This window comes from Amycolatopsis rifamycinica (assembly GCF_000695625.1).
GTDB lineage: Bacteria > Actinomycetota > Actinomycetes > Mycobacteriales > Pseudonocardiaceae > Amycolatopsis > Amycolatopsis rifamycinica.
The window spans coordinates 228,447-255,196 of record NZ_JMQI01000021.1; the positions used below are offsets into that span (position 1 = coordinate 228,447).

The following is a 26,750-nucleotide window of genomic DNA, read 5'->3' on the forward strand; positions in this document are numbered from 1 at the left end:
GAGAGCCGCACTGGGTCACGGTCCGCCAGGGCCCAGTGCGGTGCCCGCGACCGCCCCGCCGGGGCGGGGCTCCTTCAGCTCGACGAACACCGCGTGCGACGGCGTGGCGCCGACGTTCTCCCCCGAGTGCTCCTGGGCGGCGACCCAGCGCACCGCGGCGGCGGGCAGTTCCACGCCGACCTCACGGCCGCCGGCGGAGATCCGGCGGCTGAACGCGCTCAGCGTGACCATCACCGTACACGCGAGGCGCTGGTCGCGGCGGCGCACGAACTGCTCGCGAACGGCGTCTCGCCGACGGTCGAGGACTCCCGCACCACGGCCTACCGCGACTTCCCGAACCAGCGCCCTGCTGCTGGCGGCGTACCCGGAAATCGACGACGACGCGGGCCTGCTGCCCCCGGACGCGCCCGCCGACCCGGCCGCCCGCCTCGACCTGGTGATGGCGGCGTTCCTCGCGTTCACCCTGCGCTGGGAGCCGCAGCTGCGGGCGCAGCTGCGGCTGTCCCTGGAGCCCGGCGCGCCGCAACCGGTGCTGCGGCGCGGCCGGGCGATCCGCTGGATCGAGCAGGCACTCGCCCCCTTGGCGGAGACGCACGACGTCCACGCGCTGGCCGTGGCCATCCGCTCGGCCACCGGCATCGAGTCCCTGGTGTGGCTGACCGACATCGGCGGCCTCGACCGCCCCCACGCGGCCGAGGTCCTGGCCGGCTCGGCCCGCGCGATCCTGCGCGCGGCCCTCGACCCGGGGGCTAGCTGACCGGCACCGTCGCGGTGCAGGACACGGTGCCGTTGTCGAACGTCGCCGACGCCATGCCCTCGTACATGGTCGGCACGGCGGTGGTCGTCGGCGTCGTGAAGGTGGTGCTCCCGGTCGTCGCCGACGTCTGGGAGTACACCGTGCGCGTCGTCGATCCGGTGCGGTAGGAAATCCGCAGGGCGACCGTGCCCGTGGCGTCGCCGATGTACGGCCCCGACGTGGTGTACCCGCCGAGGATGCGGTGGTAGCCGCCGACGGTCTCGTACCGGAGCGTGAACGTGCCGCTGTAGTCGGTCGCGTGGCAGATGGCCGTCCGCTGCACGATCGTGGCCGCCTGCGCCGGGGTCACCAGCACCGTCGCGCCGGCCACCAGCGCCAGCAGGCCGGCTTGTACCGCAGTCTTCATTTTCTTCCTCCCTCGGTCCACCCGACATCCTGCCCGGTACCGCTTCCGTTCCGCTTCCCCTTTACGCGGCACGCGGGTCGCCCGGTCGCGGACGGCACCGCCGTCGGGTTAGATCTGCGGTGGTCGCCCCCGAAATCCGAAGGAGCCCGATGGCGGTGCTGGTCGTGGCGGCGGCGGTGCTCGGCCTGCTCGTCGGGTCGTTCCTCAACGTCGTCGTCCACCGGGTGCCGCGCGGCGAGTCGGTGGTGCGGCCGCCGTCGCGCTGCCCGGCCTGCGGGGAGGGCATCAGGGCCCGGCACAACGTCCCCGTCCTCGGCTGGCTCGTCCTGCGCGGCCGGTGCGCGGGCTGCGGGACCCGGATCAGCGTCCGGTACCCGCTGGTCGAGCTCGGCACCGCCGTGCTGTTCGCGCTGCTGGCCCTGCGGCTCGGCCCGCCGGACCTGCCGGCGTTCCTGTACTTCGGCGCGATCGGGATCGCACTGGCCCTGATCGACCTCGACTGCCGCCGCCTGCCGAACGCGATCGTGCTGCCGTCGTACCCGGTCCTGCTGGTGCTGCTGACGGCGTCGGCCTGGTGGCGCGGCGACTGGGGGTCCCTCGCCCGCGCCGGCATCGGCGGCGCCGCCCTCTTCGCGTTCTACCTCCTCCTCGCGCTGGCCTACCCGGCGGGCATGGGCTTCGGCGATGTCCGGCTCGCGGGCATCCTCGGCGGAATCCTCGCCTACCTGTCCTGGCCGGCGCTGCTGATCGGGGCGTTCGGCGGGTTCCTGCTCGGCGCGGTCGCCGGCGTCGTCGTGCTGGCGACCGGCAAGGGCGGCCGCAAGACGGCGCTGCCGTTCGGGCCGTTCATGATCGCCGCCGCCCTGGCGGCCGTCTTCGCGGCCGGCCCGCTCGGCCAGGCCTACCAGCGGCTGACCGGCCTGGCCTGAGCCGTCACCGGTTCCCCGACCAGCTCAGCACGGACACCTGGCGGGCCCCCGCCACCGGATTCGCCGGGTCACCGTCCACGAAGGCCACCCGCGCCCGGGCCGGCGGCGTCCCCGAGGGCGCGCACGTCCCCGCACCGGGACACACGTAGGCGGACAGGTAGACGCCGAAGACGAACCCGCTCCCGGTTTCCCTGAACCACAACGACCGCGCGACCACGCCGAAGCGGAAGTCGGTTCGGTCGCGTTGTTCAGCGTGACGTTCAGGACGGCCTTCGGCGCGTACGTCGTCCCTTGCACGTAGAACCGGTTGCCGGAGTTGTTCAGGCTCGTGCTTCACAATCACCCTACGACCGAGCCGTCGTCGGGGTGGACAGGCTCAGTGGCGGTCAAGGTGGCACCGCCGCCGCTCTTGCCGGGCGCGGCCCAGGACGCGCCGGTGCCGTCCGTGTTGGACAGTGACGCGGTCGTTCCGCCGGTGAAGTCGCCCGTCACGGCACCGGGAGCGAGCGTGGCCGTCACCGGCGACTCCGCCCCCGAGGCCAGCCCGTACAGGGCGACGGCGGCCGTTCCGCGCTGTAGATTCCGCAGATCTCCGTCTGGCCCGCCTTCACCGCCAGCCGGCTGTCGCCGCCGAAGACGAACTCGATGCCGAGCGCCTTCACGTCGTCGATGGGGTTGTCGCAGGCCCCGGGGATCTTCGCCGGCACCGGCGGCTCGGCGATGATCCGCCCGGTCTCGTCCACCGGCGTGCCCGCGACCAGAACGCCTGACCCGCCTGGCTCGGCTGCCCGGTGGAGGGCGGCGCCCACCGGCCCCGCAGCCGTTGTCGTACCGCGACTTCCTCCGCTACCTGCGGTCGGCGGCCGAAGTGCGGTAGGGCCTCCCGGCGACGAAGTGGATGGCACAAACCAGCCGCCTAATCCCCAACACCCTCGCCCCACGCACGCGAGTCGACCCTCTAATCACGCGAGCCGACCCTCCAGTCACGCGAGTCGACCCTCCGGACACGTGGCCGCGGAACCATCCACCCCGCCGAGCCGCCCCAGCGCCGAGTCCACTCCGGACGGTCAGCCCAGCTCGGCGTTGTCCCGCAACCGCCGCAGCACCAGCGCCAAGCGGAGGCGGAAGCGGCCGGACGGCGAGTCGACCTCGAACCCCAGTACCGCCTCCGCGCGGGCCAGGCGGGCCGGCATCGTGCTGTGGTGACGGTGCAGGGCCGCGGCCGCCTTGCGGGCCGAGCCCGTGGTGCACAACGCGTCCAACGCTGCCAACGTGTCGGCCCCGTGGGGTTCGGCCGCCAGGCGGTCAAGCGCCCGGACGTCGGGCAGCTCCGCCAGTTCCGCCGGGCTCAGCTTGCCCGCCAGCGCCGCCAGGCTGCCCAGCCGTTCCCACCACACCACCGGCTCGGCCGCCGAGGTGAACCGCAGGGCCGTGCGGGCCGCCGTCCACGAGCGGGCCACTTCGATCGCCGGGCCTTCCGGGCCGATGCCGGCGCGGGCGCCGTCCGGCAGCGACGCCACCTCGCCCGGCAGCAGGACCGCCCGGACCCCGCCCAGCCGGGCCGATCGGCCGGCGAGCGCGTCGACGCCCGTGCCCGCGAGCACGCGCAGCCGCGTCGCCGGGCCGAAGCCGAGCAGGTGCAGGGCGCGGGACCGCTCGGCCGTGCCGGATTCCCCGGACAGCACCAGCTCGACGAGCGCCGGGTCGCCGAGCTCGGGCCGCGGCACGCCGGAGTGCTCCAGCAGGATCGCAGCCGCGATCGCGAACCGTTCGAGCAGCATGTCGTCGAGCGGGGCGGGCGCGCCCGCCCGGGCCACCCACACGACGACGCCACCTTCGAGGGGCCGGGTGGCCGCCCCCGCGGGCGCCGCGCCCGGGGTGACGACGCCGTCGCCCGGCTCGGCACGCAGCGACAGGCCCTGGCCGGGCGCGTGCACCCCGACCGGGCAGCCGGCGAGTTCCGCCGTGCTGCGCACCAGCGCGTCCAGCCCGGCGCGGCCGGTGATCAGGCGGTCGAAGAACCCGATCACCCGCACGGCGTTCTCGGCGTCGGCGTCGAGGCCGGACAGCCGCAGCAGCAGCCCCTTCATCCCGCCACGATAGGCGCGCCCGCCACCGCGTGGCGAGCACCGGCCGGCCGAACGCGCGCCGCCGGTTGGCGCGGAACGGCGCCGCAACGCCCGCCGCGTGGCGGTGGCTCGGCGCACCTCGCCCGGCCCATGATCGGAGCATGACCTACGCGATCGATCCCGAGCTGCTGCCCTGGCTGGACATGCTCCCGGCCGTGACCCTCGCCGACCACGAGTCCCTGCTGGCCGCGCGTTCCTCGATGGCGCAGCTGAGCGAAGTCCTGCCCGCCTACGAACCCGCCAACCCCGTCGACGTCCGCGACACCGCCGTGCCCGGTCCGTCCGACGCGCCGGACGTGCCCGTGCGCGTCTACTCGCCGTCGAACCGCACGGCGGCCGTGCCCGGCCTGCTGTACATCCACGGCGGCGGGTTCGTCATGGGCGATCTCGACACCTTCGACGCGCACGTGCTGCGCCTGGTCGACGAGCTCGGCATCGTCGTCGTCTCGGTGGACTACCGGCTCGCCCCCGAGCACCCGTTCCCGGCCCCGGTCGAGGACTGCTACGCGGCCCTGACCTGGGCGGCGGCCAAGGCCGACGAGCTGGGCATCGACCCGGCCCGCCTCGGCGTGGCCGGCGAAAGCGCCGGTGGCGGCCTCGCGGCCGCGGTCGCGTTGCTCGCCCGCGACCGCGGCGGCCCGCGGCTGTCCTTCCAGTACCTCGGCATCCCGGAGCTCGACGACCGGCTGGACACCCCGTCGATGCGGGCCTACACCGACACGCCGATCTGGAACCGGCCCAACGCGGTGTACAGCTGGACGAGCTACCTCGGCGCGGAACCGGGCGGCGCGGACGTCTCGCCCTACGCCGCCCCGGCGCGCGCCGCCGACCTCGCCGGGCTGCCGCCGGCCTTCGTGACGGTGTGCCAGTTCGACCCCCTGCGCGACGAGGGCATCGCCTACGCGCAGCGGCTCGCGCACGCCGGCGTGCCGGTCGACCTGCGCCACTACCCGGGCACCTTCCACGGCTCGTCGCTGGTCGAGACGGCGGAGATCTCCCGCCGCATGTTCGCCGACGAGCTCGACGCCCTGCGGCGCGGCCTCCGCGTCACCGCCGGCTGAGCCACGGGCGTCAGGGCACGACTTCGGTGACCGTGTCCTTGACGACCTGCCACCGGCCGTGCTCCCGCACCAGCGTCAGGCTGATCGTGTAGTGGCGGTCGATGCCGTGCGACGGCTCGAGGTAGTGCGCGTCCAGGATCGCGAACCCCATCTTGCAGTCCTCGACGACGGTGTGCGTCACCGTCCACGGCATCGAAAACTCGTAGGGCACCTTGAACTGCTCCAGCACCGGGTCCACGTTCGCGTCGTACCCGATGTAGAGGTTGCCCTTGCGGCCCACGGTCACCATGTCCCGGTGGATGATCGCGCGGTACCGGTCGGCGTCGCGCTTGTTGTAGCTGTCCATGTCCTCCCACACGGCGTGGTCGAACGCCCGCCGGCACTCCGGCTGCCCGCCGCTCACCGCGGCGTCGGCCGGGGTGCCGAGCGCCGCCGCCACCAGCGCCGTCCCCAAGGCCGCGTAACCCCACTTGCGCATCTGCTCTTCCCTCCGCCGGGCTCGTGATCCGGCCCCGACGCTGCCGTGCCGGTGCATCACAGCTGCATCACTTCCGCACCGGCGCCGCCGCTCGGGTGGCTAATCTCGCCCGCGGGGTGAGTGATGGAGTTCCGCGTCCTGGGTCCGGTGCGAGTGCTCGGCGGCGGGCGGCCGATCGGGCCGTCCGGGCCGCGCCAGGAACGCATCCTGGCGGCGCTGCTGCTCGACGCCGGCCGGGTCGTCCCGGTGTCCCGGCTGGTCGACGTCGTGTGGGACGGCGAACCCCCGGCGACGGCGGTGCGGCAGGTCCGCAACCTCACCACGGCGCTGCGGCGCACCCTCGTCGCGGCCGGCGCCGGCGACAACGTCCTCACCGCCGAAGGCGCCGGCTTCGCGCTGCGGCCCGGTGAATTCGACCTCGAGACGTTCGAAGACCTCGCCGCCCGGGGCGAACACCGGGCGGCACTGGCCTGCTGGCGGGGCCCCGCGCTCGCCGGGGTGGACAGCGCCGCGCTGCGCCCGGACGCCGAACGCCTGGAGGAGCGCCGGCTGGCCGTGCTGGAGCAGAGCCTCGCCGCCGAGGTCGACGCCGGGGACGCCGGCACGGTCGCCGAACTGACCGCCCTGGTCGCCGCGCACCCGCTGCGCGAAGGCCTGGTCGGGCTGCTCATGCGGGCGCTGCACCGTGCCGGGCGGCAGGCCGACGCGATGGACGTCTACCAGCGCGCGAAACGGCGCCTGGCCGACGAACTCGGCATCACGCCGGGCGCGCCGCTGCGGACGACGTACGAACAGCTGCTGCACGACGAGCCCGCGCCCGGCCGCTGCTTCCTGCCCTACGACGTGCCGGACTTCACCGGCCGCGCGTCCGCCGTCGCCGCGGCTCTCGAGGCGCTGCGCTCCGGGCGGCCGGTGGTGGTCGACGGGATGGCCGGGGTCGGGAAGACGGCCTTCGCGGTCCGCGTCGCGCACCGGGCCGCCGGGGCTTTCCCGGACGGGCAGCTGTTCGTGGACCTGCACGGCCACACGCCGGGCCGCGACCCGCTGGCGCCCGGAACCGCCCTCGCCGCCCTGCTGATGCAGACCGGCGTCCCGGCGAGCCGCCAGCCGGACGGGCTCGACGAGCGCGCCGCGTTGTGGCGCTCACGCGTGGCCGGGCGCCGCCTGCTCGTCGTGCTGGACAACGCCCGCTCGGCGGACCAGGTGGTGCCGCTGCTGCCGGGCGGCCCGGGCGCCGGTGTGCTGGTGACCGGCCGCCGACGGCTCGCCGCGGTGGACGGCGCGCTCGCGCTCTCCCTGGACGTGCTGCCGCCGCCGGAGGCCGAGGCCCTGTTCGCGGCGGCGGCCGGGGGACGGCCCGCCGCGGCGGTCGCGCGGCTGTGCGGGTACCTGCCGCTGGCGCTGCGGATCGCCGCCGCCCGGCTGCAGGCGCGTCCATTGTGGACGGCGGAGGACCTGGTGACGCGGCTGGGCTCGGAACGGCGCCGGCTGGGGGAGCTGCGCGCGGGCGGCCGGGACGTCGCGGCGGCCTTCGCCCTGTCCTACCGCGACCTCACGCCGGCGCAGCAGCGGATGTTCCGGGTGCTGGGCGGCCACCCGGGCGGCGACTTCGCGGCCGCCGCCGCGGCGGCTCTGTACGGCACGGACGTCACGGAGGCCGAGCGGCTCCTCGAGGACCTGCTCGACGCGCACCTGCTCCGGCAGCCGGCCCCGGACCGCTACGGCTTCCACGACCTGATCGCCGGGCACGCCCGGGCGGTGGCGGACCCCGGCGAGGCCGCGGCGGCACTGGCCCGGCTCCTCGACCACTACCGCGACGGCGAGTTCTCCTTCGCCGCCGAGCGCGCGAACCTGGTCGCCGTCACCGCGCTCGACGGCCACGACGAGCACGCCTGGCGCATCGCCGACCGGGCGGTCGCCGCGTTGCGGGAGCAGGGGCACCGGGACGAGCTGACGGCGCTGGCCCGCGCGGGCGTGGCGGCCGCGGACCGGCTGGGCGACCCGCACGCCCGGCAGCTCGGCCTGGCCAACCTCACGACGGCGCACTGGGAAACCGGGCGGCTCGCCGCGGCCGTCGAGACGGAGGCGCGGCGGCTGCGGCTGGTCCGCGCGTCCGGCGACCGCGCGGCCGAGGCGGCGGCGCTCGCCCGCATGGGCGCGGTGCACGGCATGCTCGGCCGGTACGCCGGCGCGGTCGGGCTCTACCGGCAGGCCCTGGTGCTGGCCGGGGAAACGGGCAGCCACGCGGTCGCGTGCGTGGCCTGGGGCAACCTCAGCAACGCCCAGGAGGTGCTCGGGCGGTACGAGGACGCGCTGACGTCGGCGGCGCGGGCCCGCGCCATCCGCGAGGAACTCGGCGACGCACGCGGCGCGGTGCTGGCGAGCGCGCAGCTCGGCCTGGTCCTGGCTCGGCTCGGCCGCCTCCCGGAGGCCCGCGCGACGGCGGAGAAGGCGGTGTGCGCGGCGGTCGGGCTGGACTACGCGTTCGGCGAGGCGTGGAGCCGCATCGACGCGGCGGAGGTGCTGCTGGCGGACGGCCGTCCGGCGGAAGCGCACGCCCACGCCGAACGGGCGTGCGCGATCCTCGGCCGGCTCAACCACCCGTTGCTGCTGACGATGGCGGCCAACAGCCTGGGCGCGGCGGCCCACGCGGCCGGCGACCCGGCCGCGGCGTCCTCCGCGCACCGCCGGGCTCTCACGACCGCACGCCGGATCGGCTACCGCGCCCAGGAGGCGCGGGCGCTGCTCGGCCTGGGAGCCGCGGAGGCGGCACTGGGCCGCGACGCGGAAGCGGACGGCCATCTGCGGGCGGGCCGGGAGGTGCTGGCGCAGATCGGGCTGACGGAAGCCGCGCTGTCCTGACCGGCTTCCTGCCTCGCGACAGGGGAGCCGGTCCGGACGGGCGCGGCGCGGGGCCCGGGGTGCGGACGGCCCGCGCGATCAGTCCGCCGGGCCGACGTCGATCAGGACCTTCCCGGTGATCCCGGCTCAGTCCGCCGGGCCGACGTCGATCAGGACCTTCCCGGTGATCCCGTCCTCCGACGCGGCGTGCGCCTTCGCCGTGTCCGCCAGCGAAAACCGGTGGAGCGGCACCCCGCGGTCCTCGCCGACCCGCAACGCGCCGTCGGCCAGTGCCGCCGTGACGTCCTCCGCGCCGGCGCGGAGCTTGTCCTCGCCCACCGTGTACAGCACCAGGAACTGGTAACGGGCGTTCAGGAGCAGATTCGCCCCGAAGTCCAGGCTCACCGTGCCGGTGCCCCGGTCGTCGCCGTACGCGGCGACCGTGCCGCGGGGCCGCAGCACCTCCGTGTGCAGCCGGGCGTTGACCCCCATCGCGACCTCGACCACCAGGTCGACCCCGTCGGGCGCGACCTCGCGGATCCGCGCGCCGAGCTCCGGGTCGGGGTAGCGCAGCACGTGCTGGGTGCCCGCGGCCCGCGCCAGAGCGGCTTTCTCCTCGCTGCTGACCGTCGCGATCACCGTCGCCCCGGCCCAGCGGGCGAGCTGGATCGCGGCGTTGCCCACCGCGCCCGCGCCCCCGCTGACCAGGACCGTGCGGCCGGCCAGCGCGCCGGGCGAGAGCCGGGAGGGCCCGTCCTCGGCGACGGTCAGCGCCCGGTGCGCGGTGAGCGCCGGGATGCCGAGCCCGGCGCCCTCGTCGAACCCGGCCCCGTCGGGCAGCCGGACCAGCTTCCCGGCGGGCAGCACGGTGTACTCCTGCGCGGTGCCGGACCCGGGCCCGTACGCACCGGCGAGGATCACCCACACGCGGTCGCCGGGCGCGAAGCCGGTGACGTCCGGGCCGACCGCGTCGACCACGCCCGCGCCGTCCTGGTTGGGGACCGTTTCCGGGACGTCGGCCCCGGGTTCGGCGCGCAGGCCGGCGCGCGCCTTCCAGTCCGTGGGGTTGACCCCGGACACCACGATCCGGACGCGGACTTCGCCCGGTCCCGGGTCCGCGACGGCGCGCTCCGACAGCTCCAGCACCTCGGGTCCGCCGTGGCGGCGGTAGACGACTGCTTTCATGCCCCGTGCAATCCGCGGACGGCCGGGGATATTCCCGGTACTCGCGGAAATGCGCAACGGGAAATCTTTAATCGGTCGGAAAAGCACGGGAATCCGCGCCCGTGATCCCCCGGCCGGGCGATTTTCCGGGCCCGTCCCAGCGCACTCGGCGGCCGTCGCAGAAACTGGCCCCGTGGGAGAGGAAAAGGGGACCGCGGGGGACGAGCGGCCGAAGCGCGACGACGGTGAGCCGACGCCGATCTTCGACGCCGTGTTCAATGCGACGCGCGCGCAGGCGAAAACGGCGAATCCGCCGCGCGAGCCGGGCGATTCAGGGCGATGACCGGGATCGACCCCCGCCAGGTGGTCGAGCGGATTTCGGCGGCGACCCGCCCCTGACCGGGGCTCAGATCGCCCGTTCCCCCTTGCCCAGCACGACGATGCCGCCCTCGCTGACGTGGTAGTGCCCGCGGTCGCGGGCCAGGTCGACGCCGATGTGCGCCCCGGCCGGCACCACGACGTTCTTGTCCAGGATCGCCCGCCGCACCACCGCGCCGCGGCCGACGCGGGCGCCGTCGAGCAGGACCGAGCCCTGCACCACCGCCCCCTGCTCGACGATGACGTCGGGGGAGAGCACCGAGTCGACCACCTGGGCCCCGGAGATGATGCAGCCGTTGCTGACGATCGACTGGTTCGCCGAGCCGCCTTCGACGAACTTCGCCGCCGCGCGCTGGCCGGGGTGGGCCAGGATCGGCCACCGGCGGTTGTAGAGGTTGAAGATCGGGTGGGTCGAGATCAGATCCGTGTGCGCGTCGTAGTAGCTGTCGATGGTCCCGACGTCGCGCCAGTAGCCGTGGTCGCGTTCGGTTTCGCCGGGCACGACATTGGTGTTGAAGTCGTAGACGGCGGCTTCACCCGAGTTGACCAGTGCCGGGATGATGTCGCGGCCCATGTCGTGGTGCGAGGCGGCGTTTTCGGCGTCGGCGTAAAGCGCTTCCAGCATCACCTTCGTGGTGAAGATGTAGTTCCCCATGGACACGTAGGCCTCTTCGGGGGAGTCCGGCAGGCCGGGCGGGTCCGCGGGCTTCTCCATGAAGGCGTCGATCATCAGCCCGTCGGTGGTCCGGATGACCCCGAACTCGGTCGCCTCCTTCCGCGGCACCCGGATGCCGGCGACGGTGACGCCGGCACCGGAGGAGATGTGCGCCTCCAGCATCTGACGCGGGTCCATCCGGTAGATGTTGTCCGCGCCGAACACCGCGATGTACTCGGGGTTCTCGTCGTGGACAAGGTTGAGGCTCTGGTGGATGGCGTCGGCGCTGCCCTGGTACCAGCGCGGGCCCAGCCGCTGCTGCGCGGGCACCGGCGTGACGTACTCGCCGGTCAGCGCGGACAGCCGCCACGTCGTCGAAATGTGCCGGTCGAGCGAGTGCGACTTGTACTGCGTCAGCACGCACAGCCGCCGGATGCCGCCGTGCACCAGGTTGGAAAGCACGAAGTCGATCAGCCGGTGGGTGCCGCCGAAGGGCACCGCCGGCTTCGCCCGGTCCGCCGTCAGCGGCATCAGGCGCTTGCCCTCCCCGCCCGCGAGCACGATGCCCAGGACATGGCATTCGCTGTTCACAGCGACCTCCCGCACGCCTCGTAGAGGGCGACCGTCCGCTCGGCGATCGCCTTCCAGCCGAACTCGCCGACCGCGCGCTCGCGGCCGGCGGTACCCATCGCGGCGGCCCGGTCCTTGGCGCCGACCACTTCGTTCAACGCGGCGGCCAGGCCCGCCTCGAACCCCTCCGGGTCCTTCTCGTCGTAGTGCACCAGCAGGCCGGTGCGGCCGTCGTCGACGACCTCGGGGATGCCGCCGACGTCGCTGGCCACCACCGGCGTGCCGCACGCCATCGCCTCGAGGTTCACGATGCCGAGCGGCTCGTAGACCGACGGGCAGGCGAACACCGCGGCGTGGGTGAGCAGCTGCACGACCTCGTCGCGCGGCAGCATCTCCGGGATCCAGCGGACGCCGGTGCGCGTCTTCTCCAGCTCGGCGACCAGCCCGCGGAACTCGGCGTCCAGCTCCGGGGTGTCGGCGCCACCCGCGCACAGCACCAGCTGGACCCCCGGGTCCAGCGCGGCGCCGGCCCGGACGAGGTGCGGGACGCCCTTCTGCCGGGTGATCCGGCCGACGAACAGCACGTACGGCCGGTCCGGGTCGACGCCGTGCTTCACGAGCGCGTCGGTGCCGGGATCGGGGCGGTAGAGCGTGGTGTCGATGCCGTTGTGGATCACGTGCACGCGCTCGGGCGGCACCGCGGGGTAGGCGGCGAGGACGTCCCGGCGCATCCCGCCGCTGACCGCGACGATCGCGTCCGCGGCCTCGTAGGCCTCGCGCTCGATCCACGACGAGACGCGGTAGCCGCCGCCGAGCTGCTCGGCCTTCCACGGCCGCAGCGGCTCCAGCGAATGCGCGGTGACGACGTGCGGGATGCCGTGCGTCATCTTGGCGAGGTGCCCGGCGAGGTTCGCGTACCAGGTGTGGCTGTGCGCGAGGTCGTGGCCTTCGAGGGCGTTCGCCATGGACACGGCGATGTCCATGGTCGTGAACGCGGGCTGCCGGTAGCCGTGCGGATCGGTGTGCCCGGTGGCGTCCGGGCGGTCGGCGCCCCAGCAGTGCACGTCGAGGTCGACCAGCGGTCGCAACTCCCGGGCGAGGAACTCCACGTGAACCCCGGCCCCGCCGTAGACCTCAGGCGGGTATTCGCGGGTGAGCAGGCCGACCTTCATGATGCGAACCCTAGGGCCTCACCGGCCCGTGGCGCAGTCTGGCGGACAGGGGAATTCCGCGAGTTTTCCGTCACTGCCCGGATGATCGCGGCCCGGCGGGGCGGCAGCCCGCCGCCGCCGACCGGACCAGCCGGCCGTCCGGTCCGCTCAGCCGCCGGTCCGCGGTCCGGTGGGCTCCACTGTGGACGCCTCGCGGCCGGGCGCGTGACCAGGGCCGACGGGGTGAATCGGCGCCGTGCGGTCGCGACCCGGCGTGACCACTCCGGACGGCCGCTCACGCCCGCCCGTCACCGCACCGGGCCGACGACCGTCCCGCGACGGCCGCCCGGCGGTCTCGGGCCCGGGGTGCAGCGGCAGCAGCCGGTCCAGGCCGAGGAGCTGCAGCGGCCGGGCGACCGCGGCCTCGCCGGCGGCGATGGCGAAGGGGACGTTCCGCGCGGCGGCGTCCCGGCAGGCCTCGACCAGCACGCTGAAGACGGTCGAGTCGCAGAAGGTCGTCTCGCTGAGGTCCACGACGACTCCGCGGGCGCCGGAGCGGATCGAACCCAGCAGCTCGCCCCGCAGGGCCGGTGCGCTGTCCAGGTCCAGCTCGCCCGTCCAGCGGACGGTCACGACGCCGTCGTCGGTCGTGGTGTGGTGGTCGGTCATCGGCTCCCTCCTCCGCTTGGGGTACCCACCCCGGGGCTAGATCACTCGACGACACTGCGGCGTCCGAGGGAAGCCGATGCGCAAACGTTGCGCCGCGGTATAGCGTGGTGGGGACGGTTCCCCGGCACGTCACCGGCCACGCCGCGCGGCCGGCCCGGAGCACCGGCGCCGGGCGGCCGCGGCGACCGGCCGCCGCGGCCTGCGTGTCTCCGCCCGGGGGCCGTCGCGGTCGTCGCTAAACTTCGGCTGTTCGGTCCGCGAGGCGAAGGGGCACGGTGGAACCCGACAACGACGCGCCGTCCGGCACCGGGGCCTGGGCTCCCGGCAAGGTGGCCGAGCTGCTCGGGGTGTCGCCGGTCACGCTGCGCAGCTGGAGCGCGCGGTACGGGATCGGCCCGCCCGCCGGCGCCGGGCGGCACCGCCGCTATTCCGACGCGGACGTCCGCCGCCTGCAGCACATGCAGCGGCTCGTCGCGCGCGGGATGCCGGTGCGGGAGGCGGCGGAGGCGGCGTTCGGCCGGGCGCCTGCCCGGCTCGAGGTGCCGGCGTCCCGTCGCGCGCGCGAGCTCGCGGACGCCGCGGAAGAGCTCCGGTACGCCTCGGTGGCGGGGCTGCTGGACGAAACGCTGGGCACCCTGGGCCCCGCCGCCGCCTGGACGGATGTCCTGGCCCCGGTGCTGAACGGGCTGGGCGACCGCTGGCAGCGCGGCGACGTGTGCTTCGCGTCGGAGTGGGCGCTGGCGTCGGAGATCTCGCTGGCGTTCGAGCGCTTCAGCCGCCGGTTCCCGGCGGCCGTGCCGGGCCGCCCGGTGCTGCTGGCCTGCTGCCCGGCGGAGCGGCACTCGCTGCCGGTCGAAGCGCTGCGGGCCACGCTCGCGGAGGCGGCGGTCCCGGTGACGTACCTGGGCCAGCTGGTCCCCGCGGAAACGGTGGCGGACCTGGCGGCCCGCCTGGACCCGGTGCTGGTGGTGCTGTGGTCGATGGCCCCGGCCACGGCCGACGACCTCCTGGCGGCCCGCCTCCGCGCGGCGGGGTGCGAAGTCGGCGCGGCGGGGCCGGGCTGGGCCCACCTGGCCGACCGGGGCTTCCGGTGGGTGAACGACCTCGCCTCGGCGGTGGAGCTGGCCCTCGAGCACGCCGGAGCCTGAAACCCGCCGTCGGCTCGACGCCGGCTTGGTTCGGTGATCGCCCGGCTTTGCCGCCCGCCATAATCGCTGCCGGTTCGTTGCAATCTCGCCGTGTACCGCTCACCGAGCCATCGGGCAGACATCGATGTCATCGCTGCGGATTCTTGTCTTCCTTGTCTTCTTGACGGTGTCGACGGCCGCGACGGAAGCTTCCTGGCAACGTTGTCAGCCGCACGGCGCCACACCCCGCCAGGTCCCCGGTCGCCGCCCGAAGAACGGAGTCCGCATGGCGGAGAACGAGCGCGCGGAGCCGGCCGCGGTGTCACGGAGGCACGTCCTGGCGGCCGGGACCGGGCTGCTGGCCGGGTTCGGCCTCGCGGCCGTTCTGCCCGGAGCCGCGGAAGCCGCGACCGCCGCGCCCGAGAGCCGCAAGAGCGACCTCGCCCTGTTCCGGCCGGTCCAGGTGTCTTCGACCGACTACGCCGCCACCCCGGCCGAGTTCGCCGTCGACGGCCTCGCCCAGGTCGGCGTCCGCGGCTCCGGCTGGCGCGCCGCCCAGGGCGACGGCCAGTGGATCGTCGTCGACCTGCAGGCCCCGTGCGCCATCGAGTCCGTCGTGCTCACCTTCGAGGCCCGGCCCGGCGACCCGGCCTTCGACGCCGGCGCCTCCCGCTCCCGCACCAGCGGCTTCGAGATCCAGTCCAGCTACGCGACGGCGTTCGACCTCGACGTCTCCGGCGACGGCAAGGCCTGGCGCACCGTCCACCACACCGACGCCGGCACCGGCGGCGTCGTCACGATCCCCCTCGCCGTCACCGCGCGCTGGGTCCGCTTCACCGCGAGCCGCCGCTCGACGACGAACCCGCTGGGCCTCAACGGCTTCCAGGTCTTCGGCACCAGCCGCGAAGCCCGGCCCGCCGTCCGCGGCTGGACGAGCTTCCCGGTGCGCCCGAACGACGACCCGCCCGCCCTCGCCGTCGCGGCCGACGGCACCGTGCCGCTCGAATCCGGCTGGGTGCTCACCATGGACGACTGGGCGCCCACCGGCGACGGCAAGGCGCTCTCCGCCTCCACTGTGGACACCCGCGGCTGGCTCCCGGCGACCGTGCCCGGCACCGTGCTGGCCTCGCTCGTCGAACAGGGGCAGCTGCCCGACCCGGTGGCCGGGATGAACAACCTGCACGTCCCGGAAGCGCTCTCGCGGCACGCCTGGTGGTACCGCCGCCGCTTCACCCTCCCGCGCGGCCTCGACACCTCGCCCGGCCGGCACGTCTGGCTGGAGTTCGACGGCGTCAACCACGAAGCGCGGATCTGGCTCAACGGCGCCGAAATCGCGACGCAGACCCACCCGTTCGGCCGCGGTGCCCACGACGTCACCGCCGCGCTCCGCCGCACCGGCGAGCAGGTACTGGCCGTGCGGATCTCGCCCATGCCGCGCCCCGGCAGCCCCGGCGACAAGGGCTCGAACGGCAGCTCGTGGGTCGACGCGGGCGGCACGATGTTCGACAACTCGCCGACCTACCTCGCCGTCTCCGGCTGGGACTGGATGCCCGCGGTGCGCGACCGCGCGGCCGGCCTCTGGGACCACGTCCGCCTGCGCTCGACCGGCGCCGCCGTGCTCGGCGACGTCCGCGTCGACACGAAGGTGCCCGACGCGCACACCGCCGAGGTCACGCTCACCGTCCCGGTCCGCAACGCCGCCGCGACCGCCCAGCGCGTCAAGGTCACCGCCGCCTTCGGCCCGGTGAACCTGACGGCCACGGTCACCGTCCCCGCCGGGCAGGCCACCGACGTGGTGTTCCCGAAGCAGCGGGTCGAGAACGCCAAGCTGTGGTGGCCCAACGGCTACGGCGACCCGAACCTGTACGACCTGACGCTGACCGCGGCGATCGGCGCCGCCACGAGCGACCGCCGGACGGTCAAGATCGGCCTGCGCGAAATCGGCTACCGCTACGACCAGCCGATCGTCATCGCCGACGGCCGCGCCACCCAGACCGTCGACCTCTGCCCGCAGAACGCCCGGTTCGTCCGGATGGCGGGCCTCAAGCGCGCCACCAGCTGGGGCTTCTCGCTCTGGACGATGGCCGTGCCGGACGGCTCGGGCACCGACCTGGCGCAGGGCAAGCCGTCGAGCTCGTCGTCGGTGGCCGACGGCAACCCGCCCGAGCGCGCCTTCGACGGCGACCCGAACACGCGCTGGACGTCCGAATACCGCGACGACCAGTGGCTGCAGGTCGACCTCGGCGCCGCGACGGCGTTCGACCAGGTCGTGCTGACCTGGGAAACCGCTTACGCAGCGACCTTCAAGATCCAGGTGTCGCAGGACGGCGACACCTGGACCGACGCCGCGTCGGTCGACAACAGCGCCAAGCCGCTGACGTTCCTGGTCAACGGCGTCAAGGTCTTCGCCCGCGGCGGCAGCTGGGGCTGGGACGAGCTGCTGCGCCGGATGCCGGCCGAGCGGGCCGACGCCGTCGTCGCGATGCACCGCGACATGAACTTCACCCTGATCCGCAACTGGGTCGGGTCTTCGTACCGGCCGGAGCTGTTCGACGCCTGCGACAAGTACGGCATCCTGCTGTGGAACGAGTTCTGGGACGGCTGGTCGACCGATCCGGCCAACCACGACGTCTTCCTGGCCCAGGCGCGGGACACCGTGCTGCGCTACCGCCACCACGCGTGCGCGACCGTCTGGTTCGGCTGCAACGAAGGCACCCCGCCGCCCGTCATCGACAACGCGCTGCGCGACATCGTCCACACGCACACCGACCTGCTCTACCAGGGCAACTCGGCGGGCGGGGTGATCACCGGCGACGGGCCGTACTTCTGGCAGGACCCGAAGCGGTACTTCACCGGCGAGGCGACCGGCGGGAAGTACGGGTTCTGGAGTGAGATCGGCCTGCCGACGGTGTCCGTCGTCGAAAGCATGCGCAACCTGGTCGGGCCGGACGACCCGGGCTGGCCGATCGGCGCGCCGTGGTTCCTGCACGACTGGTCCACCGGCGGCAACCAGTCGCCGCAGAGCTACCTGGCGGCGATCGACGCGCGGCTGGCGCCGTCGACGAGCCTGGCCGAGTTCTGCCGCAAGGCGCAGTTCGTCAACTACGAAAGCATGCGCGCGATCTTCGAGGCGTGGAACGCGAAGCTGTGGAACGACGCCACCGGCGTGCTGCTGTGGATGTCGCACCCGGCCTGGCACAGCACGGTGTGGCAGACCTACGACTACGACCTCGACGTCAACGGCAGCTACTACGGCGCGCGCAAGGGCTGCGAGGCCCGGCACGTCCAGGCCGACCTGACGACGTGGCAGGTGCGAGTGGTCAACCACACGCCGGACGCGCTGACCGGCGTGACCGCCACCGCCCGGCTGTACGGCCTGGACGGGGTCGCGCTCGGCCCGGCCCAGCAGCAGAAGCTCGACGTGGCCCCGGTTTCGGCCGCGGCCGCGTTCACCGTCCCGTTCGCCGACGACCGGCCGGACCTGCACCTGCTCCGGCTGACCCTGACCGACGGCCGCGGCGCGGTGCTGTCGGAGAACACGTACTGGCGCTACCGGACGGACACGGCGATGCGGGCGCTCAACCAGCTCCCGGGCGCGCGCCTGACGACGTCGCTGCGGCCGGACGGCGACGCCTACACCGCGACGATCCGCAACGACGGGCGGACCGTCGCGGCGATGATCCGGCTGTCGCTGCGGGAGAGGAACGGCACCGACCGCGTCCTGCCGACCCGCTACGGCGACAACTACTTCTGGCTGCTGCCGGGGGAGAGCCGCACGGTCCGCGTCGAGCCGCGCCGGCGGGTGCCGAACGCGAAGCTGCTGGTGGAGGCGTACAACGTGGCCGCCAAGCTGAGCTGATCGCGGTTTTGTCGGACCCCGCCGCTACGCTCGCGGGGCCCGCGAGCGAGGAGCACCGGTGCGTGGCTGTGGGTCGCGCTCCGGACGAGTGGAGGGATGCCGCGTGCTTTCCCTCACCGTCCGCCGACGACCAGCCCGGAGCCGATCCGGGTCTCGGCGCGCTTCGCTCGCGGGCCTCACGTGGGGGAGGGGCGGTCATCGAAGAGCTGTACCGGACGGTGCTGGCCAGGGCGGCGTACCAGGACGCGTTCTTCGCGTGGCCACGCCGGGACCGGGAGCGTTACGTCCGGCTGCTGCGCGAGGCGGATCCGGCGTGGGCGCCGGGCTTCCTGCGCTGGCTCCGCCAAGAGACGCCGATGCGCTACCCGGCCCTGGTCGGCGCGGCGGCGTTCGCGGCCGGCCGCCTCGAGCGCGGTGAGCACGGGATGTCCCGGCAGGTGATCACCTCGGTACTGGACCGCGCCGACGACCCGGGCCACCTGCTGGCGTACTGGGCCGTGGCGCACGGGCCTTCGCTGCCGAAGCCGGTGAAGCGCGGGGTGGCGGACGCGGTGACGCGCCTGTACGACGAGCCGGCCCTGCTGGCCTACGACGACGGAGGGCACCACTTCGAGCTGGGTTTCGTCCGGGCCGACCTGCCCCGCCACGGCGGAATCGGCACCCCGCGGCCACTGCGGTTCGGCGAGGTGATCAAGCTGGTCCACCCGCGGGCCCGCGATCGCGGGCAGGGCGACCTGTTCCGGTACGCGCTGGCCCGGCGGCACGGGAAGGTCCGGACGGTTCCCGAGACGTTGCCGCTGGTGCGGAGCTGGGCTGCTGATGCCGGGCGGGCCGCGGGACCGGCAACCCCGAGGGGCGCGGTGGCGAAGCCGGCCCACCACGAGCCCCTGGCCGGATCGCTCCGCGTCGTCGCCGGGCTTCGGTCCGGCTCCGGGCACCCGCCGGCCGGTCAGCAGCTCGCCCGGCTCCGCCGCGCCCGGACCCGCGAGCACCGCGAAACCCTCCTCGCCGCCCTTCCCCTGGTCGACCTCCTGGCCCGCCCGGACGGCCTCGCCCGGCTGGAACCCCTCATTCCGCACCTGCCCCTCTCCGCGCTGCTCGCCCACCTGCGCCGCTTCGACGCCGCCGGGATCGGCTTCGAAACCGCCATGGCCATCGCCGCGCGGCTCGCCGATCCCGCCGAAGTCCGGGCCTCCGGGCTGGGTCCGCTGCGGTTCGCCGCGGCCTGGGGCGCGGTGGACAGCCGTCGGTGGGAACCCGCCCTCGCCGCCGGTGCGCGGCACAGCCTCGGCGCCGTCCCGCGGCTGCCAGGGCGCACCCTCGTCGTCATCGAACCGCGCAGCGACACCCGGATCGTCTTCGGGCTCGCCCTCGCCCAGCGGTGCGAAGACGCCGACGTCGTCCTCCTCGGCGGCGGGCGGTTCCCGCTCCGGCCGGACGAGTCGCCGCTGCACGCCCTGATCCGCTGGCACTCGACGGACCTGCGCACCGCCACCCCCGTCGCCGCCCGGCACGATCGCGTCGTCTGCGTCACCGAACAGGTCCTCGACGAGCCGGACGTGGACGTTCCGCTCTACGTCTGGGAAACCCGGCGGCACCTCCGGCACGAACACGAGCCGGAGTTCGCGCCCGGTTCGCGGCGCGGGTACTTCCGCGGGCTCGGCGACACCAGCTTCCGGATCATCCCCTGGTGGGAGGAGTTGGTCGGCGACGACCAAAACGGAGGCTGACTTCGTCCGCGGCGACGAACTAGGCTGACGCCGTCGCGCCTAGCTTCAGGAGGTGCTCGTTTCCGTGAACCTGCGCCCGCACACCGGCCTCGGCCGCGTCCTCGACGACCTGGGCGGCACGCTCCTGGACCTGGTGCTCGGCGACGGCGAGCGCCCGGGCGGCATCGGCGGCGTCGCCATCCACGACCCCCTGGACGAGCCCGCGCTGCCGCAGAACGCCCTGGTGCTGGGCGTCGGCCTGGCCGAGCCGGACGACGTCGTCCGGCAGCTGCGGACACTGGCCCGCCACGACGCGGCCGGGCTCGTGCTGCGCGCGCCGGTCACGGTGACCGCGGCGATCACCGCCGCCGTCGAGGAAACCGGCGTCGCGCTGCTGAGCCTGGCCCGCGGTGCGTCCTGGGCGCAGCTCGCCGCGATGCTGCGGTCGCTGCTGGCCGAAGGCGACGTCGGCGACGCCCAGCCCGAGACGCTGGCCGGGCTGCCTTCGGGTGACCTGTTCGCCGTCGCCAACGCGATCGCCGCGCTGATCGACGCGCCCGTCACCATCGAAGACCGGCGGTCCCGCGTGCTGGCGTTCTCCGGACGGCAGGACGAGGCCGACCCCTCGCGCGTCGAGACCATCCTGGGGCGGCAGGTGCCCGAGCGGTTCGCCCGCATGCTGGCCGATCGCGGCGTGTTCCGCGAGCTCTACCGCAGCGACGAGCCGGTCTACGTGGGCCTGTCCCCGGAGAACCCGGAAGGGATCCTGGTGCCCCGGGTGGCGGTCGCGGTCCGGGCCGGCGACGAGGTCCTCGGCTCCATCTGGGCCGCGGTGCGCGAGCCGCTGACCGAGGACCGGACGCGAGCCCTGCGCGACGCGGCCCGCGTGGTGGCGCTGCACCTGCTGCGCGTCCGGGCCGGCGCCGACGTCGAACGGCGGCTGCGTGCGGACCTGCTGAGCACGGCCCTCGAAGGCGGGGCCGCCGCGCGGGAGGCGCTGAGCCGGCTCGGCCTGGCCGACCGGCCGGTCGTCGTGTTGGCGCTCGCGGTGCTCGAAACCGGGGTCGCGGACGCCGAGCTCGCCGCCGACCGGCAGCGCCTCAGCGACGGGCTGGCCATGCACCTGAGCGCGGTGCACCCGCGCTGCGCCGCGGCGCTCGTCGGCGACACGGCCTACGGGCTGGTGCCGGTGACCCGCGACACCGACGCCGAGCAGCGGGCCCTGCGGATCGCCGGGGACTTCCTGGACCGGGTCGGCGACCGCGTCCGGGCGGTGGTCGGCATCGGCCCGGTGGCGCGCAGCGCGGCCGAGCTGCCGGAAGCCCGCGACAGCGCGGACCGGGCCCTGCGGGTCCTCCGCTCGGGCAGCGGCGCCGGCCGCCGGGTCGCGCTGCTGGCCGACGTGCACGTCGAGGCGCTCCTGCTGGAGCTCCAGGACCTGGTCGCGGCCCGCGGCGACCGCCCGACGGGCGCGGTCGCCCGCCTGCTCGACTACGACGCGCAGCACCACGCCCACCTGGTCGAGACCCTGCGGGCCTGGCTGGACGCCTTCGGCGACGTCATCGCGGCCTCCGCGGCGGTCCACGTCCACCCCAACACGTTCCGCTACCGCCTCCGCCGCCTCGCCGAAGTCGGCGGCTTCGACATGACGGACCCGGAAGCGAGGTTCGCGGCCATGCTCCAGCTCCGCGTGGTCGCCCCACCCCCCTCCTGACACCTCACCCCGCAAGATGCCCCGCCAATCACGCGTGATGCCCCGCCAATCACGCGTGATGCCCTTCCAGTCACGCGTGATGCCCTTCCAGTCACGCGAGATGCCCCTCCAGTCACGCGAGTTCTGCCTCCGAACACGCGAGTTCCGCGTACCGGAAGGGACGACTCGCGTACTTGGGCGGACGACTCGCGTACCGGAAGGGACGACTCGCGTACCTGGGCGGACGACTCGATGTCAGGCGCGTTGGCCGGACCAGGCGGCCCAGAGCTTCGCGTACCGGCCACCCGCGGCCACGAGCTCGTCGTGGGTTCCGGACTCCACGACCGCGCCCGCGTCGAGGACCACGATCCGGTCCGACGCCGCCGCCTGGGTGAGGCGGTGCGCCACCACCAGGGCCGTGCGTCCCTCCAGTGCCGCCGCGGCCGCCGACTCCAGGACCTTCGAACCCGCGCTGCCCGCCTCGGCCGTGGCCTCGTCGAGGATCGCGATCGGCGGGTCGGCCAGCACCAGCCGGACCAGGGCCAGCTGCTGCGCCTGCGTCACCGTGAGCTGGTGGCCGCCTTCGCCGACCACTGTGGACAATCCGGAGGGCAGGGCGTCCACCCAGGTCAGCGCGCCCACCTTGGCCAGCGCGGCCCGCAGTTCGGCGTCCGTCGCCGACGGGCGGGCCAGCCGCAGGTCCTCGGCCAGCGGGCCCGCGAACACGTGGACCTCCTGGCTGATCAGCCCCACCGTCCGCCGCGTGGCTTCCGGCCCCAGCTCGTCGAGGGACACGCCGCCGAGCGTGACCGAGCCCGTGGCCGGCCGGTGGATGCCGGCGATCAGCTTGGCCAGCGTGGTCTTCCCGGCCCCGCTCGCGCCGACCAGCGCCACCCGCTCGCCCGGTGCGACTCCCAGGTCGACGTCGCGCAGCACCGGATGACCGTCCACGTAGGAATAACCCAGGGCCGCGGTCTTCACCGATCCGTCCACCGGCCGGGCCGGCCGCGCGGGCGACGCCTCGGCGGGCAGGTCGGCGACGCCGATCAGCCGCGCGAGGCTGGCCGCGGCCGCCTGCGCGTCGTCGACCAGCGCCAGCGCCGTCGTGATCGGGCCGAACAGGCTGTGGAAGTACAGGGCCGCCGCCGTCGCGACGCCGACCGTCACCGCGTCCGCGCCCACCAGCACGAACCCCAGTGCCAGCACCGCCGACAGCCCGACGAACTCCGCCAGGTTGAGCCGCGCGTAGAACCGCGTCACCAGGCGGATTCCGCGCAGCGCCAGCGTGACGGCCGCGTCGGACCGCTGCCGCACCCGCTCCAGGTGGGTGTCCGCCAGCCGGAACGCCCGGACCGTCTTCGCGCCGCCGATGGTGTCCAGCAGCTGCTGCTGTTGCGCCCCGACCGCCTCGCGCTGGGCGGCGTACAACGGCTTCGCGCGCGGCACGTACCAGCGCACGGTCCACAGCTGGATCGGCACGGCCAGCAGCGCGGCGAGCAGGAACCGCCAGTCCAGCACGGCCAGCGCCCCCAGCGTCAGCACGACCGTCAGCACCGACCGGCCCAGTTCGGGCAGCGCCTGCCGGACGCCCTCGGCGACGACCGAGACGTCGTTCGTCACGCGGGCGGTCAGGTCGCCGGACCCGGCGCGCTCGAGCTGTTCGAGCGGCAGGCCGAGGGCACGTTCGACGAAGCGTTCGCGCAGCTTGGCCAGGATCGTCTCGCCCAGCCGCGCCACCAGCGACACGCCGATCGCGGTCGCCACCGCCTGCGCCACCGCGACCAGCACCAGCCCCACCACGGGCGTGACGAGTTCGGCGACCGGGCGGCGCGCGGCGACGAGGTCGACGGCCCGGCCGAGCAGGGGCGCGGTCAGCAGGCCGACCGCGGTGGCCGCGACGAGCATCGTGAACGCGGCCGTCGCGCGGCCCTTCGCCCGGCCGACGAGCTCGCCGAGGACGGCGCGGATCCGGCGGCCGTCGGCCACGGGCAGGAGTTCGCTGGTCACGACAGCACCGCCGCTCGGTAGTCGGGACGGGCGGTCAGCTCGGCGTGACTGCCTTCGCCCGCGACCCGCCCGTCGTCGAGCAGGACGACGCGGTCGGTGGCCGCCAGCAGCGCCGGGCTGGTGGTGACGAGGATCGTGGTGCGGCCGCGCCGCAGTGCGGCGAGCCCGGCCGCGATCCGGGCTTCGGTGACCGTGTCGACGGCGGTCGTCGGGTCGTGCAGCACCAGCACCGGCGCGTCGGCGGCGAGCGCCCGGGCGAGCGCGACGCGCTGGCGCTGCCCGCCCGAGAGCGACCGCCCGCGTTCGGTGACGGCGGTCGCGACGCCGTCGGGGAGGGCGCTCGCCACTTCGTCGACGGCGGCCGCGGTGATCGCCTCGGCGGTCTTCGGCCCGGTCTCGATGTTGTCGGCGACCGTCCCGGCGAACAGGTCCGCGTCGTGCGCGGCGACCAACACGACCTCGCGGACCCGGCTCGGGTCCACAGTGGACAGGTCGACGGAGTCGACCGAGACCGAGCCGCCCGCCGGATCGGCGGCGCGGCCCAGGCAGTCCAGCAGATCCGTCGCGGCGGCCGGGTCGGTGGCCACCACGCCCAGCAGCTCACCCGGCCGCGCCTCGAAGCCGACGTCACGCAGAGCGCCGCGGTTCAGCGCGGACAGCTTGACGTGCCCGGCCGCCGGAACCGGCAGCACCGCGTCCCCGCCGCCGACGGCCGGGGCCGCGTTCAGCACGTCGGCGACGCGCGCGGCCGACGCCCGGCCCTGCGCGAGCTCGCCGTTGACCCACGAGAAGATCGTGAACGGCGTGATCAGGTACTGCGCGAGCCCGACCGCGGCGACCAGGTCGCCGACGCTGATGTCGCCCGCCGCGGCGAGGGTGCCGCCGACGAGCGCGACGACGGCGATGAAGATGCCGGTGAGCGCCAGCAGCGCGCCGTTGTGCCAGGCCTGGGCGCGGGCCGCGCGCAGCGTCGCCCGCAGCGAGTCCTGGCTGGTCCGGCGGTAGCGGTCGACGGCGGCGCGTTCGGCGCCGATCCCCTTGAGCACCCGAAGCCCGGCGACCAGATCGGTGGCGACGCCGGAGGCGAACGCCGACCGCTCCTGCTCGGCCTCGCTGCGGCGCTCGAGCGGCTTGCCGATCAGGTGCGCCAGGTACAGCATCGGCGGCGTGCCGAGCAGCACGAGCAGGCCGAGCGGCAGCGACATGGTGAGCAGCGCGACGGCGCTGACCAGCAGCCCGGCCAGGCCGGCGACGCCGAAGGGCAGCACGCCGTTGACCGTGCCGACGCGCTTGGCGTCCGACGTCCCGATGTTCACCAGTTCGCCGGCGAGGGTGCCGGAACCGGCCACGCCGCCGGGGTGCAGCACCCGGCGTCCGACGTCGAGGCGGAGGTCGTGGGCCGCGCGTTCCGCGGCGCGCTCGCCGAACCGGGCGCCGAGGCGGTAGCTGGTCGACAGCGCGGCGAACAGCACGCCGAGGACCACCAGCCAGAGCACGAGGGTGCCGGCCGAGCGGCCCGCGACGGCCTGGTCGATCACCACGCCGATCACCACCGGGACCAGTGCTTCGCCGCCTTGGTGGCCCGCGGTCAGCAGCGCCGCCAGTACCACGGATCGTCGTTGCCCGGCGATCGACCGGCGGAGGACCTGCCGTCCCGTCGTGCTCACCCGCGCCTCCCTCTCCAGAGCTGGGATAGGTAAGGCTAGTCTAAGTAAAGGAGTTACGGGAACGCGGTGGGCTTCGTCTCGGTCCGCGGTTCGGCCGCCGGTTCGCCGAACCGCGCCAGCGCCAGCGCGGCCGCGACGGCGAGCGCGAACCCGGCGACGGCGACCACCGCGAACCCGGGCCGGGTGCGGTCGCCGAGGGCCAGGACGCCGACCAGTGCCGGGAACACCGTCTCGCCGAGCACCATCATCGCGGTCGAGGTGGTGACGCTGCCGCGTTGCAACGCCGTCGCGTAGAACAGCATGGCCATCCCGCCGGCGACCGCGACGGTGTAGGTGGCGACGTCGGTGAGCAGGTCGAGCGGCGCGAGGCTGGGGATGATCCGGCCGGCGATGGCGACGACGCCGAAGCACAACCCGGCGACGAGCCCGAGCGCCGGCGTCCGGATCCGGCGGCTCGCCTTGCCCGCGGCGATCCCGGCCACGGCGAGCACGGCGACCGCGGCGACCAGCGCGATCCGGAACTCGAGCCCGACGGGGTCCGAGCCTTCGCTTTCCGCGGCGGCACCGAGCAGGGCGAGCCCGGCGCACACGACGCCGATCGCGGCCCACTCCTTCTTGCCGAGACGCACGCCGAGGAACCGCGCGGCCACGGCGGTCACGGCGAGACTGGCGGCGAGCGCGGCCTGGACGACGAACAGGGGCAGGACGTGCAGGGCGGCGATCTGCGCGACGAACCCGAGGACGTCGAGGGTGAGCCCGAGCACGAACTTCCCCTGCCCGAGCACCCGGACCAGCAGTTTCGGGTCGACGCCGTCGGCACCGGTGTCCGTGGCCCGCGCGGCGACCGACTGCATCACCGAAGCCACGCCGTACGCGCATGCCGCGCCCAAGGCGCAGAGCAGTCCCCACCACATGCCGATCACTCTATTTTGTCGGACCCGTGGGGTACGGTCCGGCCATGTCGAACACGAGTTCGAAGACGCACCGCCAGTGGCCGGCGCCGCTGGCGGGTGACGAGCTGCGCCTGCTGCTGGACTTCCTGCAGTTCCTCCGGGCCACGGCGGTGAACAAGGTGGCGGGGCTGACAGCGTCCCAGGCGGCGGCGACACCGTTGCCGTCGTCGCCGAGGATGAGCGCGCTGGGGGTCCTGAAGCACCTGACGGCGGTGGAGCGCTGGTGGCTGTCGATCGAGGCGGGCGGCGCGGACCTGCCCTCCCTGTGGGCGGGCACCCCGGACCCGAGCTGGACCATCGCCCCGGAGGACACCCCGGCATCGGTGGTGGCGGCGTACAAGGCGGAGTGGGCCCGGGTGGAGAAGGCCCTGCGCGGACTGGGCCCGGACGACCGGACACGGCGGCGGTCGGAGTTCACGGTCCGGTGGGTGGTCGCCCACGTGGTCCAGGAGACGGCGCGGCACGTGGGACACCTGGACGTGCTCCGCGAGCTGGCCGACGGGGAGGTGGGTGAGTGAGAAGCGAGTGAACCGGCGGCGGTGGCGGG

The 26,750-nt window shown here is 74.6% G+C and carries 23 protein-coding genes; 10 read left to right on the forward strand and 13 right to left on the reverse strand.

Annotated features, from left to right (window positions below):
* Nucleotides 1-15: 15 nt before the first annotated feature.
* Nucleotides 16-231 carry a hypothetical protein gene (locus DV20_RS10630; RefSeq protein WP_235190772.1) on the reverse strand — a complete coding sequence of 72 codons (216 nt, stop codon included), beginning with the start codon at nucleotides 229-231 and terminating at the stop codon, nucleotides 16-18.
* On the opposite strand from DV20_RS10630, the gene DV20_RS10635 reads away from it, so the two are divergent.
* A complete protein-coding gene (locus DV20_RS10635) occupies nucleotides 224-757 on the forward strand; it encodes a TetR/AcrR family transcriptional regulator (RefSeq protein WP_235190773.1) in 534 nt (177 codons plus the stop codon). The genes DV20_RS10630 and DV20_RS10635 overlap by 8 nt on opposite strands.
* Here DV20_RS10635 and DV20_RS10640 read toward each other — a convergent pair.
* A complete protein-coding gene (locus DV20_RS10640) occupies nucleotides 750-1,163 on the reverse strand; it encodes a hypothetical protein (protein WP_043778891.1) in 414 nt (137 codons plus the stop codon). The genes DV20_RS10635 and DV20_RS10640 overlap by 8 nt on opposite strands.
* Nucleotides 1,164-1,312: 149 nt before the next feature.
* On the opposite strand from DV20_RS10640, the gene DV20_RS10645 reads away from it, so the two are divergent.
* A complete protein-coding gene (locus tag DV20_RS10645) occupies nucleotides 1,313-2,092 on the forward strand; it encodes a prepilin peptidase (protein WP_043778893.1) in 780 nt (259 codons plus the stop codon).
* Nucleotides 2,093-2,431: 339 nt separating this feature from the next.
* Here the strand turns inward: DV20_RS10645 and DV20_RS46465 are convergent, their stop codons facing one another.
* From DV20_RS46465 to DV20_RS10655, 3 genes are all read right to left on the reverse strand, one after another.
* On the reverse strand, nucleotides 2,432-2,611 hold the full coding sequence (locus DV20_RS46465; protein ID WP_051735879.1) for a hypothetical protein: 180 nt from the start codon (nucleotides 2,609-2,611) through the stop codon (nucleotides 2,432-2,434).
* The gene (locus DV20_RS46470; protein WP_235190774.1) at nucleotides 2,608-2,835 is read right to left on the reverse strand and encodes a hypothetical protein; all 228 of its coding nucleotides are present in this window, start codon (nucleotides 2,833-2,835) and stop codon (nucleotides 2,608-2,610) included. The genes DV20_RS46465 and DV20_RS46470 overlap by 4 nt, the downstream gene beginning before the upstream one ends.
* Nucleotides 2,836-3,159: 324 nt before the next feature.
* Complete coding sequence (locus DV20_RS10655) at nucleotides 3,160-4,182, reverse strand: helix-turn-helix domain-containing protein (protein ID WP_043778894.1); 1,023 nt, start codon at nucleotides 4,180-4,182, stop codon at nucleotides 3,160-3,162.
* Between the two features lie 140 nt (nucleotides 4,183-4,322).
* Here DV20_RS10655 and DV20_RS10660 point away from each other — a divergent pair, with 140 nt between their 5' ends.
* A complete protein-coding gene (locus DV20_RS10660; RefSeq protein ID WP_043778897.1) occupies nucleotides 4,323-5,282 on the forward strand; it encodes an alpha/beta hydrolase in 960 nt (319 codons plus the stop codon).
* Between the two features lie 10 nt (nucleotides 5,283-5,292).
* On the opposite strand, the gene DV20_RS10665 is transcribed toward DV20_RS10660, so the two are convergent.
* A complete protein-coding gene (locus DV20_RS10665) occupies nucleotides 5,293-5,760 on the reverse strand; it encodes a nuclear transport factor 2 family protein (RefSeq protein ID WP_043778899.1) in 468 nt (155 codons plus the stop codon).
* A 123-nt stretch (nucleotides 5,761-5,883) separates the two neighbouring features.
* Here DV20_RS10665 and DV20_RS10670 point away from each other — a divergent pair, with 123 nt between their 5' ends.
* Complete coding sequence (locus DV20_RS10670) at nucleotides 5,884-8,622, forward strand: AfsR/SARP family transcriptional regulator (RefSeq protein ID WP_051735881.1); 2,739 nt, start codon at nucleotides 5,884-5,886, stop codon at nucleotides 8,620-8,622.
* A 126-nt stretch (nucleotides 8,623-8,748) separates the two neighbouring features.
* Here the strand turns inward: DV20_RS10670 and DV20_RS10675 are convergent, their stop codons facing one another.
* Entirely contained in the window at nucleotides 8,749-9,786 is a 1,038-nt protein-coding gene (locus tag DV20_RS10675) for an NADPH:quinone reductase (RefSeq protein WP_043778900.1), read from the reverse strand.
* Between the two features lie 172 nt (nucleotides 9,787-9,958).
* Between DV20_RS10675 and DV20_RS45785 the strand changes: the two genes are divergently transcribed.
* Entirely contained in the window at nucleotides 9,959-10,108 is a 150-nt protein-coding gene (locus DV20_RS45785) for a hypothetical protein (protein WP_167344372.1), read from the forward strand.
* Nucleotides 10,109-10,171: 63 nt separating this feature from the next.
* Here DV20_RS45785 and glgC read toward each other — a convergent pair whose 3' ends face one another.
* From glgC to DV20_RS46475, 3 genes are all read right to left on the reverse strand, one after another.
* The gene (gene glgC / locus DV20_RS10680; RefSeq protein WP_043778902.1) at nucleotides 10,172-11,389 is read right to left on the reverse strand and encodes a glucose-1-phosphate adenylyltransferase; all 1,218 of its coding nucleotides are present in this window, start codon (nucleotides 11,387-11,389) and stop codon (nucleotides 10,172-10,174) included.
* Complete coding sequence (gene glgA / locus DV20_RS10685) at nucleotides 11,386-12,540, reverse strand: glycogen synthase (RefSeq protein ID WP_043778904.1); 1,155 nt, start codon at nucleotides 12,538-12,540, stop codon at nucleotides 11,386-11,388. The genes glgC and glgA overlap by 4 nt, the downstream gene beginning before the upstream one ends.
* A 147-nt stretch (nucleotides 12,541-12,687) precedes the next feature.
* Nucleotides 12,688-13,188 (reverse strand): STAS domain-containing protein, encoded by a 501-nt coding sequence (locus DV20_RS46475; RefSeq protein ID WP_084093407.1) that lies wholly within the window; start codon nucleotides 13,186-13,188, stop codon nucleotides 12,688-12,690.
* A 275-nt stretch (nucleotides 13,189-13,463) separates the two neighbouring features.
* Here DV20_RS46475 and DV20_RS10695 point away from each other — a divergent pair, with 275 nt between their 5' ends.
* From DV20_RS10695 to DV20_RS10710, 4 genes are all read left to right on the forward strand, one after another.
* The gene (locus tag DV20_RS10695) at nucleotides 13,464-14,336 is read left to right on the forward strand and encodes a MerR family transcriptional regulator (protein WP_043778906.1); all 873 of its coding nucleotides are present in this window, start codon (nucleotides 13,464-13,466) and stop codon (nucleotides 14,334-14,336) included.
* Between the two features lie 265 nt (nucleotides 14,337-14,601).
* Nucleotides 14,602-18,174, forward strand: a complete 3,573-nt coding sequence (locus tag DV20_RS10700; RefSeq protein ID WP_043778908.1) for a discoidin domain-containing protein — start codon at nucleotides 14,602-14,604, stop codon at nucleotides 18,172-18,174.
* A gap of 62 nt (nucleotides 18,175-18,236) precedes the next feature.
* Nucleotides 18,237-19,904: a hypothetical protein gene (locus DV20_RS10705; RefSeq protein WP_235190775.1), complete on the forward strand. Its 1,668-nt coding sequence runs from the start codon at nucleotides 18,237-18,239 to the stop codon at nucleotides 19,902-19,904.
* A gap of 52 nt (nucleotides 19,905-19,956) precedes the next feature.
* Nucleotides 19,957-21,597, forward strand: coding sequence for a PucR family transcriptional regulator (locus DV20_RS10710; RefSeq protein ID WP_235190776.1), 1,641 nt, complete (start codon nucleotides 19,957-19,959; stop codon nucleotides 21,595-21,597).
* A gap of 234 nt (nucleotides 21,598-21,831) precedes the next feature.
* Here the strand turns inward: DV20_RS10710 and DV20_RS10715 are convergent, their stop codons facing one another.
* The 3 genes from DV20_RS10715 to DV20_RS10725 are packed head-to-tail and all read right to left on the reverse strand — an operon-like array spanning nucleotide 21,832 to nucleotide 26,164.
* Complete coding sequence (locus DV20_RS10715; protein WP_043778911.1) at nucleotides 21,832-23,583, reverse strand: ABC transporter ATP-binding protein; 1,752 nt, start codon at nucleotides 23,581-23,583, stop codon at nucleotides 21,832-21,834.
* Entirely contained in the window at nucleotides 23,580-25,250 is a 1,671-nt protein-coding gene (locus tag DV20_RS10720) for an ABC transporter ATP-binding protein (RefSeq protein WP_043778912.1), read from the reverse strand. The genes DV20_RS10715 and DV20_RS10720 overlap by 4 nt, the downstream gene beginning before the upstream one ends.
* Nucleotides 25,251-25,303: 53 nt before the next feature.
* Nucleotides 25,304-26,164: a hypothetical protein gene (locus tag DV20_RS10725; RefSeq protein ID WP_043778956.1), complete on the reverse strand. Its 861-nt coding sequence runs from the start codon at nucleotides 26,162-26,164 to the stop codon at nucleotides 25,304-25,306.
* A 44-nt stretch (nucleotides 26,165-26,208) separates the two neighbouring features.
* Here DV20_RS10725 and DV20_RS10730 point away from each other — a divergent pair, with 44 nt between their 5' ends.
* Entirely contained in the window at nucleotides 26,209-26,721 is a 513-nt protein-coding gene (locus DV20_RS10730; protein ID WP_043778914.1) for a DinB family protein, read from the forward strand.
* Nucleotides 26,722-26,750: the final 29 nt, after the last annotated feature.

Bases quoted from the DNA above. Each gene is read 5' to 3' on its own strand.
- DV20_RS10665 (WP_043778899.1), bottom strand. From the start codon at position 5,760: ATGCGCAAGTGGGGTTACGCGGCCTTGGGGACGGCGCTGGTGGCGGCG.
- DV20_RS10640 (WP_043778891.1), bottom strand. From the start codon at position 1,163: ATGAAGACTGCGGTACAAGCCGGCCTGCTGGCGCTGGTGGCCGGCGCG.
- DV20_RS10630 (WP_235190772.1), bottom strand. From the start codon at position 231: ATGGTCACGCTGAGCGCGTTCAGCCGCCGGATCTCCGCCGGCGGCCGT.
- DV20_RS10675 (WP_043778900.1), bottom strand. From the start codon at position 9,786: ATGAAAGCAGTCGTCTACCGCCGCCACGGCGGACCCGAGGTGCTGGAG.
- DV20_RS10660 (WP_043778897.1), top strand. From the start codon at position 4,323: ATGACCTACGCGATCGATCCCGAGCTGCTGCCCTGGCTGGACATGCTC.
- DV20_RS10645 (WP_043778893.1), top strand. From the start codon at position 1,313: ATGGCGGTGCTGGTCGTGGCGGCGGCGGTGCTCGGCCTGCTCGTCGGG.
- DV20_RS46475 (WP_084093407.1), bottom strand. From the start codon at position 13,188: ATGACCGACCACCACACCACGACCGACGACGGCGTCGTGACCGTCCGC.
- DV20_RS10655 (WP_043778894.1), bottom strand. From the start codon at position 4,182: ATGAAGGGGCTGCTGCTGCGGCTGTCCGGCCTCGACGCCGACGCCGAG.
- DV20_RS10700 (WP_043778908.1), top strand. From the start codon at position 14,602: ATGGCGGAGAACGAGCGCGCGGAGCCGGCCGCGGTGTCACGGAGGCAC.
- DV20_RS10725 (WP_043778956.1), bottom strand. From the start codon at position 26,164: ATGTGGTGGGGACTGCTCTGCGCCTTGGGCGCGGCATGCGCGTACGGC.
- glgA (WP_043778904.1), bottom strand. From the start codon at position 12,540: ATGAAGGTCGGCCTGCTCACCCGCGAATACCCGCCTGAGGTCTACGGC.
- DV20_RS10670 (WP_051735881.1), top strand. From the start codon at position 5,884: ATGGAGTTCCGCGTCCTGGGTCCGGTGCGAGTGCTCGGCGGCGGGCGG.
- DV20_RS10730 (WP_043778914.1), top strand. From the start codon at position 26,209: ATGTCGAACACGAGTTCGAAGACGCACCGCCAGTGGCCGGCGCCGCTG.